The following is a 14,228-nucleotide window of genomic DNA, read 5'->3' on the forward strand; positions in this document are numbered from 1 at the left end:
ACAGTCGGGCCACCGGCCTGCCCACCCTCAGCCACCGAAAAGGAAACGGTCCGCCGACTCCGTCGGCGGACCGTCAAGAAAGATCGAGGCTAGGCCATGCACATCAGCTATTCCGCTTGACCCAGTAGCGCTGGACGACGAAAGCAAGCGATGCGACGAGCGCCGCGCACCACATCCCGATCTCGACCTGACCGAATCCGGAACCCAGGAACAGCAGCACAACCAAGAAGACGGCAAGAATCAGGGCCATCTTCCCAACGAGAGGCTTCACGATAGCTCCTAACTAGGCACCGCTGCCATCAATTTTCGTCTTACCGCTACCGTATACCTTGGTCTTGGCCCAAGGATAGAGGGTGGCATAGCAGCCGTACTTCATTACGCAAAGCTGAACCTTGCGCTTCATCATTGAAGTAGCGGAGGAGGCCGGAACCCTGGACTTTGTGTCGGTGAGGCGCCTGTTGTCCACGTCCACGATGTCCTGCTCGTTTGTGAAGTTGTCGTAGCGAGACCCCCAGGCGCGGACCTTGCCACTACCGTAGTTGAACTCGGCGTAGGTGTGATACTTGAAGATGACCGAACCCATATAACCGCGGTGCGTGTGAGTGACATGCGTCATCTTCCACTTACCACCCTTTACCCGGGCGGCCGCTGCAAGTGGGGCGACCTTACTGCTGCTTTCGCCGCCGTCGACCTCAGTCTCCTCGGGAGTGAGGGTGACTTCGTCCGGAACACTCAGGGCGGCGTCCGCAGGCGGCATGATCTCCGCCAACCGCTCCGGAGTCAACGGCTTGCCGTCGCCTCCGACAGAACTTCCGTCCTCATCGAATACGGCCTCCTCGACCTTCACCTCTGTACGACTCGGATCATGCGCGATCTTCGCCAACTCCGGATCACGCTTCACTGCGGCTACATCCGTCGTGGATCCCGTCCCAGCACTGACCCGCTTCAAAATCGCCGCAGTGGCAGCCGCTTTCCATGAAGGCGGTTTTTCGGCCGCGCTGACAGAAGGTGTCAGAGTCGCCGCCAATACCGTCGCAGATATGACCCCTCCGGCCACAGTTCCCCACCCGCGACGGGCACGCAACACATGCATCATTATTCCTTTATGTCATCGGTCCGCGCAAGCCTTCGTGCCATGAACACGATCCCCGATCTCGCGCATGAAGATCATGTGAAGACGGCGACCGATTGCGCAAGCGTGCGAGCAGGGTTTTCGCTTCACGAAGAGGGGAGACCATTCCCGCCCAGGCGCCTTTCCTCAAGAAAGGCTCAAATTCCCGGGTATTGAATTCAAGATTGAACAATAAGCCAGGCGCTCCTACCTGCCTCTTAGGGCGCCGCGAACCCGAGCTGCCCCCCTGACACAGAACCGGCGGAGCGGGCAGGATGCACGTGCCCGCTCCGCCCGAGCGTTGGTTCCGACGGCCGGGGTCGTAGGGGTCAGGTCAGGGTGAGTGACCGCGTACCGGTCCGCTGTTCTTGACCGTCAGCGGCAGCAGCTTCTTGCCGGTGGGGCGATCTGGATGCTGGTGTCCATCTGGGACATATGGAGAAACGCTTAAACCAGCTCTACGCTGCCTGGCATGAGTAAACGAGGACAGCGCCGGCTCGCGGCTGAGCGAGCGGCCTACAACGTAGAAGCCGAGGGGACCGCAGCCGATCTCGCGCTCTTGGAGGAGCTGAAGCAGGCTGAGGCGCTGCTCCCCGAGGACGCTCCCCGGGCGCTCCTGTCGATCCGCTTATCCGTGCTGACGGACGAGACGACATCACCGGTACGTCAGGAACTCGATCTCCGCATCCTGGCGAGGGAGCGAGGTTGCCGAGTCGTCGGCGTCGCTTCGGACCTGAACGTGTCGGCGACGAAGGTCCCGCCGTGGAAGCGGAAGGAACTCGGGGACTGGCTGAAGAACCGCTCCCCCGAGTTCGACGAGATCCTGTTCTGGAAGCTCGATCGCTTCGTGCGCCGTCTCTCCGACCTCTCCACAATGATCGAGTGGAGCCTGAAGCGCGGGAAGAACCTGGTATCGAAGAACGACAGCCTCGACCTCACGACGACCGCCGGGAAGATCATGGTCACGATCATCGGTGGTATCGCCGAGATCGAGGCCGCCAACACCTCCACCCGGGTCACGAGCCTGTGGGACTACGCGAAGTCCCAGGAGGAATGGCTCATCGGGAAGCCGGCGTACGGCTACGTCACTGACGAGGACGACACGGGGAGGGTCGTTCTCGTCATCGATTCTGAGGCTCACAAGGCACTGCACTGGGCACGCCGCATGGCACTTCGCGGACGCTCGGCCCGTTTCATGGTGCGCTGCCTGAAGCGGGCAGGACTCATGAGCCAAGGGCTCACCGTGGTGACGCTCCTTCGCCGGCTCCGTAACCCCGCGCTCCTCGGCTACCGCGTGGAGGAGGACAAGTACGGCGGACAGCGCCGTTCGAAGCCGGTCCTCGGCAAGGACGGCAAGCCGATCAGGGTCGCTCCCCCGATCTTCACCGAGGAGGAGTTCGATACCCTCGGCGGAGCGCTGGACAAGCGGATGAAGAAGCAGCCGCCGCGCCGCCCCGGCGGAGCCACGCAGTTCCTCGGCGTCCTCCTGTGCGCCGAGTGCAAGACCAACATGACCGTGCAGGTCACGAGGAACGGGTTCGGTACCTACCCCTACCTTCGGTGCCGCAACTGCAAGAGCGGCGGACACGGGGCACCCAACCCGGAGCGGGTCTACGAGCGCCTGGTGGAGGACGTCCTGAAGGTGCTCGGAGACTTCCCCGTACAGGTTCGCCAGTACGCCGAGGGCGCCGAGGCGCGGCGGGAGATCAAGCGTCTTCAGGAGTCCATCGCGCTGTACATGAAGGAGCTGGAACCCGGAGGCCGGTACACGAAGACGAGGTTCACCAAGGAGAAGGCGGAGACGACGCTGGACAAGCTCATCGAGCAGCTGGAAGCGATCGACCCCAAGACGGCGAAGGACCGATGGGTCAACGTCCACGGCGGGAAGACGTTCCGTGGGCACTGGCAAGAGGGCGGCATGGAAGCCATGTCCGCAGACCTGTACCGCGTCGGCATTCGCTGCGAGGTCACGCGGACGAAGGTGCCGGGAGTCCGGGCCCCGAAGGTCCACCTTCGCCTGCTCATCCCGAAGGACGTACGCGAACGACTTGTGATCCGCGAAGACGACTTCGCGCAAGCCTTCTGATCACACACCGCGCAGAATGAAGCCGCCTTCCCGTGACGCGGGGAAGGCGGCTTCGCGGCTCACTCGAACCATGCAGTGGCGTCGAACGGTTCCTCGGTGCCGTCCTCATCCACGATCACGATCTCACTCTCGATCAGCTTCGCCACTCTGTCGTCGTTCGAGGACTGAGGAATGGGCAGCGGAGTCATCAACACCCACCGCCCTCTTGCCTGGCATCAGCGCTGAGCCGCCGACACTCCGCGATGTCTTCTGCGACCCAGCCGCGACGAGTGCAGCTCCCGGGGTATGGCCGGAGCCGACGTACTGAACTTGATTGGGTGATGTCGGTGCCGTTCACCTGACAGCCGGCCGTCGGTACCGATAGCCGTTGGGTGTGAGGTATGCGTAGGGCGGAGGGCTGACCGACGCCGAGAGGACCACGCGGGAGCGGTTACGGCTCCAGGCCGTGGAGCGTTTGGAGGGTGGGCAGAAGAGCGCGGAGATTGCCGCTGCCCTGCGGATCAGCTTGCGGTCGGTCCGAGCGGTGGCGCCGGGCCTGGCGCGAGAGCGGCGAGGCGGGAGTCCCGTCGAAGGGGCCGTCGGGAAGACCTCGACTCAGTGAAGCCCAGTTCGACAGGCTGGAGCAGGAGTTGGAGCGTGGTCCACTGGCTCACGGCTGGGCGGACCAGCGGTGGACCCTGGCACGGATCAAGACGCTGATCGGCCGGCTCTTCCACGTCTCCTATACGGTCGAGGGCACCTGGCGGCTGCTGAAGCGCCACGGGGGGGGAGCTGGCAGCAGCCCACTCTACGGGCGATAGAGCGCGATGACGACACGGTCGAGGCGTGGAGGAAGGAGACCTGGCCGCGGGTAAGAGCACCGCGGCGGAGCCCAACGCCTGGATCGTCTTCGAGGACGAGGCCGGGCAGTCGATGACTCCGCCGCGCGCCAGGGCCTGGGACCGGATCGGCCAGACCCCGTCGTGAGGTGAGGGGCCGAGGCTCGGGGCGCGTGTCGATGGCGGGGATGGCCTGCTACAAGCCGGGCCAGCGGTCCCGGCTGATCTACGCGATCCGCGAGTACCGGGGCCGCAAGGACGAACCGAAGGGCTTGGGCTGGCGCGACTTCCGCGACCTGATCGTCCGCGCTCGCATCCAGCTCGGCGGACCGATCGTGCTGGTCTGGGACAACGTCCGCCTGCACCGGACGGCCGGCATGCGCGAGTTCATCGACGCGAACGCCGAGTGGCTCACTGTGTTCCAGCTGCCTACCCATGCCCCGGACCTCAACCCACCGAGGGCGTCTGGTCGCTGGTCAAGCGGGACATCGGCAACCTCGCCGCGGCCGACCTCGGCCAGATCACCCGCGCCGTGAAGCGCAAACTGAAGATGCTGCAGTACCGAACGGAGGCCATCGACGGTTGCCTCGCATCACGAGTTCAAGTTCAGTACCAACACGCATGGCCTCTGGAGGCAGCGCAGAGACCTGGTGAGGGTGCAGAAGGCCGCTCATTGCCCTCACATGGGCTCACACCCACTCCACCTCGGAGTGAACGCCGGAGGAGCTAGCCGGCCCCGGCAGCGGCGTCAGCGGGAGCGCTGGCGCCGACCGCTCCCGCTCCCGTTGCATGCCGAGCGCACTCAGCAACGCCGCCACCTCATCCTCTGTGACCTCCGCCACAGCGTCGGCAAGACGCCGCAGCGGGTCGTCACTCACGTCAGCGACCGTTTCAGCTGTTCGGAGCCGACTTCTTGACCGTCAGCGGCAGCAGCTTCTTGCCGCTCTCGCTCAGTTGTGGCCATGTATCGAACTGAGGACACACCCCGCAGTCGAAGCACGGGGTCCAGCGGCAGTCGTCGACCTCGGTCTCGTCGAGGGCGTCCTGCCAGTCCTCCCAGAGCCAGTCCTTGTCGAGGCCGGAGTCGAGGTGGTCCCAGGGCAGGACCTCCTCGTAGGTGCGCTCGCGGGTGGTGTACCAGTCGACGTCGACGCCGAACTGGGCGAGGGCCTTGTCCGCGCAGGCCATCCAGCGGTCGTAGGAGAAGTGCTCGCGCCAGCCGTCGAAGCGGCCGCCGTCCTCGTAGACCGCGCGGATGACCGCGCCGATCCGGCGGTCACCGCGGGAGAGGAGGCCCTCGACGATGCCGGGCTTGCCGTCGTGGTAGCGGAAGCCGATGGAGCGGCCGTACTTCTTGTCGCCGCGGATCTTGTCGCGCAGCTTGCCCAGGCGTTCGTCGGTCTCCTCGGCGGAGAGCTGCGGGGCCCACTGGAAGGGGGTGTGGGGCTTGGGGACGAAGCCGCCGATGGAGACCGTGCAGCGGATGTCGTTGGAGCCGGAGACCTCGCGGCCCTTGGCGATCACGCGGGTGGCCATGTCGGCGATCTGCAGGACGTCGTCGTCGGTCTCGGTGGGCAGGCCGCACATGAAGTACAGCTTGACCTGGCGCCAGCCGTTGCCGTAGGCCGTGGCCACGGTACGGATGAGGTCGTCCTCGGAGACCATCTTGTTGATGACCTTGCGGATGCGCTCCGAGCCGCCCTCGGGGGCGAACGTGAGGCCGGAACGGCGGCCGTTGCGGGTCAGCTCGTTGGCCAGGTCGATGTTGAAGGCGTCGACGCGGGTGGAGGGGAGGGAGAGACCGATCTTGTCTTCCTCGTAGCGGTCGGCCAGGCCCTTGGCGATGTCGCCGATCTCCGAGTGGTCCGCGGAGGACAGGGAGAGGAGGCCGACTTCCTCGAAGCCGGTGGCCTTCAGGCCCTTGTCGACCATGTCGCCGATGCCGGTGATCGAGCGCTCCCGGACCGGGCGGGTGATCATGCCGGCCTGGCAGAAGCGGCAGCCGCGGGTGCAGCCGCGGAAGATCTCCACGGACATCCGCTCGTGGACCGTCTCGGCGAGCGGGACGAGGGGCTGCTTGGGATAGGGCCACTCGTCGAGGTCCATGACGGTGTGCTTGGACACGCGCCACGGGACGCCCGAGCGGTTGGGGACGACGCGGGCGATGCGGCCGTCGGGGAGGTACTCGACGTCGTAGAAGCCGGGGACGTAGACGCCGCCGGTGCGCGCCAGGCGGAAGAGGAGTTCCTCGCGGCCGCCGGGACGGCCCTCGGCCTTCCAGGCGCGGATGATGCCGGTGATCTCCAGAACGGCCTGCTCGCCGTCGCCGATGACGGCGCAGTCGATGAAGTCGGCGATGGGCTCGGGGTTGAAGGCCGCGTGGCCGCCGGCGACGACGATGGGGTCGTCGAGCGTGCGGTCCTTGGACTCCAGGGGGATCCCGGCCAGGTCCAGGGCGGTGAGCATGTTGGTGTAGCCGAGCTCGGTGGAGAAGCTCAGGCCGAACACGTCGAAGGCCCGCACCGGGCGGTGGCTGTCGACAGTGAACTGCGGGACCTGGTGCTCCCGCATCAGCGCCTCGAGGTCCGGCCAGACGCTGTAGGTGCGCTCGGCGAGGACGCCGTCCTGTTCGTTGAGGACCTCGTAAAGGATCATGACGCCCTGGTTGGGCAGTCCGACCTCGTAGGCGTCGGGGTACATGAGCGCCCAGCGCACGTCGCAGCCCTCCCAGGGCTTGACCGTGGAGTTGAGCTCTCCGCCGACGTACTGGATCGGCTTCTGCACATGCGGGAGGAGCGCTTCGAGCTGCGGGAACACAGACTCGGCGGCTTCGGCAGGCATCTCGCGAACCTTCGTGTGCTGACGGGGGTCTCCCGGAGTGGCCGGGAGGGGTGACCATCCAGCCTAACCCGGTCGGGCGGGTCCCCCGCACGCCGATCAGAGGGTGATGCCCTTGGTGATCGTCTTCCAGGTGTCCGGAAGGGCGGCCTCGGTGAGTTCGGCACGGCGTTCCTCGCGGGCGTGGAGGACGCCGTAGGTGAAGGTGTCCTCGCCGGCGGCGTGGGCGACGGCGGCGAGTTCGCGCAGGGTGTGGCGGGCCATGACGCTGTCCTGGTGGTCGCCGAGGAGTTCCTGGAGGGACTTCATGGCCTTGACGAGGTCCTTGGCGTCCCGGCCGAGGGCGGGGACGGCGGCTTCGGCGGCGTAACGGGTGCGTTTGGTCTTCTTGCGGGCGTCGTGGAGGGCGAGGTCGCGGTCGTGGCCGGGCGGCAGTTCCAGGGCGGTGGTGACGAGGCGGGAGAGCTTGTCGAGGTCCTTGCGGACGGCGCGGGTGAGGACCTTGGCGGGCTTGGCGTGGGCCTTCTTCCGCAGGGGCGGGTCGGCGAGCAGGGCGTCGAGGGTGTCGAGGAGGGCGAGGTGGCGGGCGGAGTCGAGGACGCCGGTGACATGGCCGTGGGCGCTGCTGCGGCGGGCGCCGGACCAGGCGGCCAGGCGGTCGCGGACGGGGCCGCGGACCAGGTCGTCGGGCAGCCGGTCCAGGGCGGTGGTGAGGCGTTCGGCGAGGACCTCCTGGTCGCGTTCGAGGCCGAGTTCGCCGGCCAGCCACTTGAGGTCGGCGCCGATGGGGTCGGTGGTGTCGCGGTGCAGGACGGAGCGGAAGCTGCGGAAGGTGCTGCGCAGGCGGCGGGTGGCGACGCGCATGCGGTGCACGGCGTCGGGGACGTCCTGGCGTACGGCGGGGTCGAGGTCGACGAGGGCGTCGCGCTGGGCGCGGACGTAGGCGAGGACGTGGTCGCCGGCGGTGACGGGCTCGCCGACGGGCCGGGTCTTGCGCTTCTTCTTCGGGGCGGCGGCCGGGGACGGGGCGGGTGCGGGGGCCGCGGCGTCGGGTGACCGGGGTGCGGTGGCGGCGGGGGCCGTGGTGGTCAGGGCGCGGGCCAGTTTGGAGGACGAGGCGGAGGGGGTCAGGCCCGCGTCGCGCAGATGGCGGTCGACGTGGTCGAGGAAGGCGGGGTCTCCGTCGTCGGCGAGTTCGACCTCGATCTCGGTCCAGTGGGCGGTGCCGCCGTGGCCGGTGAGGCGTTCGGCGTGGACGGTGTCGACGCTGACCTCGGCGAGGATCCGGCCGTCGCGGTCGAGGAGGTGGCGGACGTCGCGGTCGGAGCGGAGCCGGACGAGGGGGGTCAGGGCGCGGTCGCGGATCCGGGAGCGGACGAGGCGGGCGAGGGCGTCGGGGAGTTCGTCGGAGAGGGGGGCGTGGATCTCGTCCCGGACTCCGGGGGAGACGGGGAACTTGAGGTGCCAGCCCTCGTCGGAGCCGCCGGTGCGGCGGCGCAGGGTGATGGAGGCCGCGGCGAGGCGTTCGTCGGCCGTGTCGTAGTAGGTGGCGTCGAGGTGGGCGACGCCCCGGTCGGCGATGGTCGCGACGTCGGGGACGCCGGTCAGGTCGGGCAGTCGGCCGTCGCGGGACTCGTACTTCCGCTCGATCTCACGCTTGGTGTCCGCCATGACGTGACTGTAGTCGCCGGGGGTGCGGAGCGGCAGGGGACGGCCGCTCCGCACCCGGCTGTCCGGGTGACGGCCTCGCTCAGGCCGACATGGGTCTCTGGATGCGGAGGGACTGCAGCAGTCCGACGGCGAGCCAGACGGCGAACATGGAGGAGCCGCCGTAGGAGACGAACGGCAGGGGCAGGCCGGTGACGGGCATGATGCCGAGGGTCATCCCGATGTTCTCGAAGGACTGGAAGGCGAACCAGGCGACGATGCCGGCGGCGACGATGGTGCCGTACAGGTCGGTGGTGTCGCGGGCGATGCGGCAGGCGCGCCAGAGGATGATGCCGAGCAGGCCGATGATCAGTGCGCCGCCGACGAAGCCGAGTTCCTCGCCGGCGACGGTGAAGACGAAGTCGGTCTGCTGCTCGGGCACGAACTGGCCGGTCGTCTGGGAACCCTGGAAGAGGCCGGAGCCGGTGAGTCCGCCGGAGCCGATGGCGATGCGGGCCTGGTTGGTGTTGTAGCCGACTCCCGCGGGGTCGAGTTCGGGGTTGGCGAAGGCGGCGAAGCGGTTGATCTGGTATTCGTCCAGGACGCCGAGCTGCCAGACGGTGACGGCGCCGATGGCTCCGGCGCCGAGCAGGCCGAAGACCCAGCGGTTGGAGGCGCCGGAGGCGAGCAGCACGCCGAGCACGATGATGACCATGACCATGACCGACCCGAGGTCGGGCATGAGCATCACGATCAGCATGGGCACGACGGCGAGGCCGAGGGCCTGGAGGACGGTGCGGTGGTCGGGGTGGGGTTTGTCCCCGGCGTCGACCCGGGCCGCCAGCAGCATGGCCATGCCGAGGATGATCGTGAGCTTGACGAACTCGGAGGGCTGCAGGGAGAAGCCGCCGGGGAGTTTGATCCAGGAGTGGGCGCCGTTGATCGTGGAGCCCAGCGGCGTGAGCACGAGCAGGATCAGGAAGACCGAGGCGCCGTACAGGATGGGCACGGCGGTGCGCAGGGCGCGGTGGCCCAGCCAGATGGCGCCGATCATCAGGGCGAGTCCGATGCCGGTGTTCAGCCAGTGCCGGACCAGGAAGTAGTACGGGTCGCCCTGGTTTAGTTCGGTGCGGTTGCGGGTCGCCGAGTAGACCAGCAGGGAGCCGAGCAGCGACAGGACGAGCGCCGACAGCAGTATCGGCCAGTCGAGGCGCCGGACCAGCGAGTCGCGGGCGAGGACGCGGGTCCATCCGCCCCGCTCGGGTCCGTATCCGGAGACCTGGAAGCTGTTCACGCCGCCGGTCATGGGGCGGACCTCCGCTGTGCCTGGCCGCGTGGCCGTCGTGGTGCGGTGGCCCGGGGCGGGGCGCCGCGCTGTGGTGGCCGGGCGGCTGACCGTCCGTCAGCGGGGCGGCCGGCGTCGCAGCAGCCGTCTCCCCCGGGTCCGTCTCCCCCGGGTCCGCCTGCCCGGCGGCCCCGGCCGCGGCGGGCGTCTCTGCGCCGGGTGTCGCGGTTGGCGGGCGGGGGCGTGTTGACGGTGCCGTCCTGCTGCCCGTCGTCGGGTGCCTGTCCGTCGTCGGGTGCCTGTCCGCCGTCCGGGGTGCCCTCGCCCTCCTGGGCGGCTTCCTGGGCGGCCTTCAGCTCCTTCACCGGGTCCTTGGCGATCTTCGGCGAGGCGATGGTGCCGTCCGTGCGGATGGCGGGCAGCTTCTTCTGCGGGGTGGGCAGCAGCGCCTTCTTCTTGTCGATCTCGCCGTCCGGGGAGACGCCGTACAGCGCGTTGTAGATGTTGCGGACGGCGGGGCCGGAGGCGCCGGAACCCGTACCACCCTGGGCGATCGTCATGACGATCGCGTAGTCCTTGGTGTAGGTGGCGAACCAGGAGGTGGTCTGCTTGCCGTAGACCTCCGCGGTACCGGTCTTGGCGTGCATGGGGATCTTGTCCTGCGGCCAGCCGCCGAAGCGCCAGGCCGCCGTGCCGCGGGTGGCGACTCCCTCGAGGGCTTCGTCTATCCGCTTGAGGGTCGTCTTCGTCATCGGCAGCTTGCCCTGCGCCTCGGGCTCGATCTCCGTGATGCTCTTGCCGTCGGGGCTGATGACGGCCTTGCCGACGGTGGGGCTGTGCATGGTGCCGCCGTTGGAGATGGCGGCGTAGATGGAGGCCATCTGGATGGGGGTGACGAGGGTGTCGCCCTGGCCGATGGAGTAGTTGACGGAGTCACCGGCGCGCAGGCGGTTGCCTTCGAGGCAGTTCTCGTAGGCGATCTGCTCGGCGTAGCTGCCGCCCTTCTTGCCGGTCCTGCACCAGGCGTCCTTGTTGGCCTTCCAGTAGTCCGCCTTCCACTGGCGGTCGGGGACGCGGCCGGTGACCTCGTTGGGCAGGTCGATGCCGGTCTCCTGGCCGAGGCCGAACTGGTGGGCGGTCTTGTAGAACCAGTCCTTGGCGTTCTTCTTGGGCTTGTTGCCGCCGTCGCGCTTCCACTCCTCGTGGGAGAGGCGGTAGAAGACGGTGTCGCAGGAGACCTCCAGGGCCCGGCCGAGGCTGATCCCGCCGAAGCTCTGCGACTCGAAGTTCTTGAAGACCTGGCCGCCGATGGAGTACGAGCTGGAGCACTCGTAGGGGCCGTCGAAGGAGTACCCGGCGTTGATCGCGGCGGCCGTCGGGATGACCTTGAAGATGGAGCCGGGGGCCGACTGGCCCTGGATGGCACGGTTGAGCAGCGGGTAGTTGCTGTTCTTGCCGGTGAGGCGGGCGTAGTCCTTGGAGGAGATGCCGCCGACCCAGGCATTGGGGTCGTAGCTGGGGTTGGAGGCCATGGCGACGACGCGGCCGGTCTTGGCCTCCATGACGACGACGGCCCCGGAGTCGGCCTCGTAGTTGCGGTTGGTGTTGCGGTCGTGCTCCTTGCGGGCGGCCTTCATCGCCTCGTTGAGCTCGTACTCGGCGACGCGCTGGACGCGGGCGTCGATGCTGGTGACGAGGTTGGCGCCGGGCTGGGCCGGGTCCGCCTGGGCCTGGCCGATGACGCGGCCCAGCTTGTCGACCTCGTAGCGGGTGACGCCGGCCTTGCCGCGCAGCTGCTTGTCGTACTGCCGTTCCAGTCCGGAGCGGCCGACCATGTCGGAGCGCAGGTAGGGCGACTCGGTGTCCTGGGCCTTGGTGATCTCCTCGTCGGTGACGGGTGAGAGATAGCCGAGGACCTGGGCGGTGTTGGACTTGCCGGGTCCGGCGTAGCGCCGCACGGCCTGGGGTTCGGCGGTGATGCCGGGGAAGTCCTCGGCGCGCTCGCGGATCTGCAGGGCCTGCTTGGCGGTGGCCTCGTCGGTGATGGGGATGGGCTGGTAGGGCGAGCCGTTCCAGCAGGGCTGGGGGGTCTTGGCGTCGCACAGCCGGACCTTCTCCATGACCTCCTTGGGGGCCATGTCCAGGACGCCGGCCAGCTTGGTGAGGACGGCCTTGCCGTCGTCCGGCATCTTCATCAGGTCGGTGCGGGAGGCGGAGACGACGAGCCGGGTCTCGTTGTCCGCGAGGGCGACGCCGCGGGCGTCCAGGATGGAGCCGCGGACGGCGGGCTGGACGACCTGCTGGACGTGGTTGCCGGACGCCTCCTTGGCGTATTCGGCGCCCTCCCGGATCTGGAGGTACCACAGGCGCCCGCCGAGCGTGCCGAGGAGGGAGAGGACGAGTACCTGGATGACGACGAGCCGGATCTGGACCCGTGAGCTGCGGCCGGTCTCGGGGATGTTGGTCACGCGCGCTTCTCCCCCTCTCGCTGCGTGGACGTGTGTGCGGGTACGCGTGTGGAACGGCGGGGACCCGGCCCCCGGTTCCGTCGAGCCTCACCCGTCCGGGTGAACTTCGCCCGGTTCACAGGCGCTTGACCCCCTTGATGCGTCCGGCGCGGGCGACGCGCGCCCGCGCGGTCTTCACGCGCAGTCCGCCGCGCTGGTTGCCGATGCGCAGGCCGGTGCCGCCGGAGAGCCAGCCGGAGGCGATGTCGCCGCCGGACTTGGTGGAGGTGTTCTCGGCGAGCGGATCGTTCTCGGCGCGTCTGGCCAGTGCCATCACGCCGGGGACGACGAACGGGGCGAGCAGCAGGTCGTACAGGGCCGCGGTGAACAGCAGGCTGCCGAGGCCGACGTGGCGGGCGGCGGTGTCGCCGACGAGGGCGCCGACCCCGGCGTAGAGCAGGGTGGAGCCGACGGCCGCGGCGACGACCACGACCATGGGGCCGGTGGCCGACTTGACCTGCCCGGTCTCGGGTTTGACCAGCCCGGCCAGGTAGCCGATGACGCACAGCACCAGGGCGTAGCGGCCGGCGGCGTGGTCGGCGGGCGGGGCGAGGTCGGCGAGGAGTCCGGCGGCGAAGCCGACGAGGGCGCCGCCGACGTGCCCGTAGACCAGGGCCAGGCCGAGGACGGTGAGCAGCAGCAGGTCGGGGACGGCGCCCGGCAGGTGGAGGCGGGCGAGGACGCTCACCTGGACCACCAGGGCCACGACGAGCAGTGCGCTGGAGAGCAGGATCCGGTTGACGCGCATGGGGTGACAGCTCCTACTGCTCTGGCTGGACCTGGCCGCCGGCCGGGGCGGACGGGGTGACGGTCACCGTCACGGTCGGCGTGGGGGTCGGCTTGGGCTTGCGGGGCAGCACCGTGTCGCGCGGGTCCTTCTGGGGCGCCTGGACGACGACGCCGACGATGTCCAGCTTGGTGAAGCCGACGAACGGCGTCACGTAGACGGTGCGGGTCAGGTCGCCGCCGGAGGGGTCGACGCGGGAGACCACGCCGACCGGGACGCCGGGCACGAAGGGCTTGTCGGCCTGCGAGCCGAAGGTGACCAGGCGGTCGCCCTTCTTGATCTCGGCCTTGCCGTTGAGGAGTTCCACGCGCAGCGGGCGGTCGCCCTGGCCGGAGGCGAAGCCGAGTTCGTCGCCGGCCTCCATGCGGGTGCCGACGGTGAAGTCGGGGTCGCTGGCGAGCAGCACGGTCGCGGTGTTGGGTCCGACGGTGGTGACGCGTCCGACGAGGCCGTCGCCGTTGAGGACGGTCATGTCGCGTTCGATGCCGTCGTTGGCGCCGGCGTCGATGGTGATGGTCCAGGAGAAGCCCTGGGCCGCTCCTATGGCGATGACCTGGGCGCCCTTGATGCCGTACTGGCCCTGGCCGGCGACCTTCAGCATCTTGTCGAGCTGCTTGAGGCGGCTGCGGTTGCGGTCGTCGCTGCCGAGCTCGGCCTTGAGGGCGGCGTTCTCCTGTTCCAGGCGGGCGAGGCGGTCGTGGCGTTCGCCGGAGTCGCGGATCGCGGAGACCGCGTTGCCGATCGGATCGACCGCGCTGGACACGCCGTTCTCGATCGGGCCGAAGACCGTTGCCGCGGCCCCCCGGGCACCGTCGACCGGTGAGTCCTCCCCGCCGCGGATGTCCACCGTGATCAGTGCGAACGCGATGGCGATCAGCAGCACCAGGAGCAGCCGGCTCTCTCGTGTGTCCCTCACGTGCGGCGGCCGTGCCTTTCCTCGTCGAGATCGGTTGTGTCGAGAACGGGTCGGAGGTGTCGGATGGTCGGATGTGCGGGTGGTGCGGGGTGGTGCGTTGGTGCGGTGCGGTGATGCGGGGTGGTGCGTTGGTGCGGTGCGGTGATGCGGGGTGGTGCGTTGGTGCGGTGCGGTGATGCGGGGCGGTGCGGTGATGCCGTGGTGCGGTGGTGCGGTGGTGCGGGTGTGCCGCC

At 68.6% G+C, this 14,228-nt stretch carries 11 protein-coding genes and 1 pseudogene; 3 read left to right on the forward strand and 9 right to left on the reverse strand.

Annotated elements, in window-relative coordinates; all coding sequences use genetic code 11:
* Positions 1 to 103 precede the first annotated feature (103 nt).
* Both ACIRPP_RS26540 and ACIRPP_RS26545 read right to left on the reverse strand, forming a co-directional pair.
* A complete protein-coding gene (locus ACIRPP_RS26540) occupies positions 104 to 250 on the reverse strand; it encodes a hypothetical protein (RefSeq protein WP_403647623.1) in 147 nt (48 codons plus the stop codon).
* A gap of 33 nt (positions 251 to 283) precedes the next feature.
* Positions 284 to 901 carry a hypothetical protein gene (locus ACIRPP_RS26545; RefSeq protein ID WP_403647626.1) on the reverse strand — a complete coding sequence of 206 codons (618 nt, stop codon included), beginning with the start codon at positions 899 to 901 and terminating at the stop codon, positions 284 to 286.
* A gap of 682 nt (positions 902 to 1,583) precedes the next feature.
* Here ACIRPP_RS26545 and ACIRPP_RS26550 point away from each other — a divergent pair.
* On the forward strand, positions 1,584 to 3,197 hold the full coding sequence (locus ACIRPP_RS26550) for a recombinase family protein (RefSeq protein ID WP_403647629.1): 1,614 nt from the start codon (positions 1,584 to 1,586) through the stop codon (positions 3,195 to 3,197).
* A gap of 59 nt (positions 3,198 to 3,256) precedes the next feature.
* On the opposite strand, the gene ACIRPP_RS26555 is transcribed toward ACIRPP_RS26550, so the two are convergent.
* Positions 3,257 to 3,391 (reverse strand): hypothetical protein, encoded by a 135-nt coding sequence (locus tag ACIRPP_RS26555; protein ID WP_403647632.1) that lies wholly within the window; start codon positions 3,389 to 3,391, stop codon positions 3,257 to 3,259.
* 203 nt (positions 3,392 to 3,594) lie between these two features.
* Between ACIRPP_RS26555 and ACIRPP_RS26560 the strand changes: the two are divergent.
* Positions 3,595 to 4,113: pseudogene (locus ACIRPP_RS26560) on the forward strand (winged helix-turn-helix domain-containing protein).
* Between the two features lie 90 nt (positions 4,114 to 4,203).
* Complete coding sequence (locus tag ACIRPP_RS26565; RefSeq protein ID WP_403647635.1) at positions 4,204 to 4,551, forward strand: transposase; 348 nt, start codon at positions 4,204 to 4,206, stop codon at positions 4,549 to 4,551.
* 355 nt (positions 4,552 to 4,906) lie between these two features.
* Here ACIRPP_RS26565 and ACIRPP_RS26570 read toward each other — a convergent pair whose 3' ends face one another.
* The 6 genes from ACIRPP_RS26570 to mreC form a co-directional block, all read right to left on the reverse strand.
* On the reverse strand, positions 4,907 to 6,856 hold the full coding sequence (locus tag ACIRPP_RS26570) for a TIGR03960 family B12-binding radical SAM protein (protein WP_403647638.1): 1,950 nt from the start codon (positions 6,854 to 6,856) through the stop codon (positions 4,907 to 4,909).
* A gap of 96 nt (positions 6,857 to 6,952) precedes the next feature.
* Positions 6,953 to 8,524 carry a CHAD domain-containing protein gene (locus ACIRPP_RS26575; protein ID WP_403647641.1) on the reverse strand — a complete coding sequence of 524 codons (1,572 nt, stop codon included), beginning with the start codon at positions 8,522 to 8,524 and terminating at the stop codon, positions 6,953 to 6,955.
* A 79-nt stretch (positions 8,525 to 8,603) separates the two neighbouring features.
* A complete protein-coding gene (rodA, locus tag ACIRPP_RS26580; protein ID WP_403647644.1) occupies positions 8,604 to 9,806 on the reverse strand; it encodes a rod shape-determining protein RodA in 1,203 nt (400 codons plus the stop codon).
* On the reverse strand, positions 9,803 to 12,253 hold the full coding sequence (gene mrdA, locus ACIRPP_RS26585) for a penicillin-binding protein 2 (RefSeq protein ID WP_403647647.1): 2,451 nt from the start codon (positions 12,251 to 12,253) through the stop codon (positions 9,803 to 9,805). The genes rodA and mrdA overlap by 4 nt, the downstream gene beginning before the upstream one ends.
* 115 nt (positions 12,254 to 12,368) lie before the next feature.
* Positions 12,369 to 13,040 (reverse strand): rod shape-determining protein MreD, encoded by a 672-nt coding sequence (gene mreD, locus ACIRPP_RS26590; RefSeq protein WP_164347916.1) that lies wholly within the window; start codon positions 13,038 to 13,040, stop codon positions 12,369 to 12,371.
* 13 nt (positions 13,041 to 13,053) lie between these two features.
* The gene (mreC, locus tag ACIRPP_RS26595; protein ID WP_403647650.1) at positions 13,054 to 13,995 is read right to left on the reverse strand and encodes a rod shape-determining protein MreC; all 942 of its coding nucleotides are present in this window, start codon (positions 13,993 to 13,995) and stop codon (positions 13,054 to 13,056) included.
* Between the last annotated feature and the right edge of the window lie 233 nt (positions 13,996 to 14,228).

Origin of the sequence: Streptomyces sp. NPDC101219 (genome assembly GCF_044767675.1) — a bacterium.
Classification (GTDB): Bacteria; Actinomycetota; Actinomycetes; order Streptomycetales; family Streptomycetaceae; genus Streptomyces.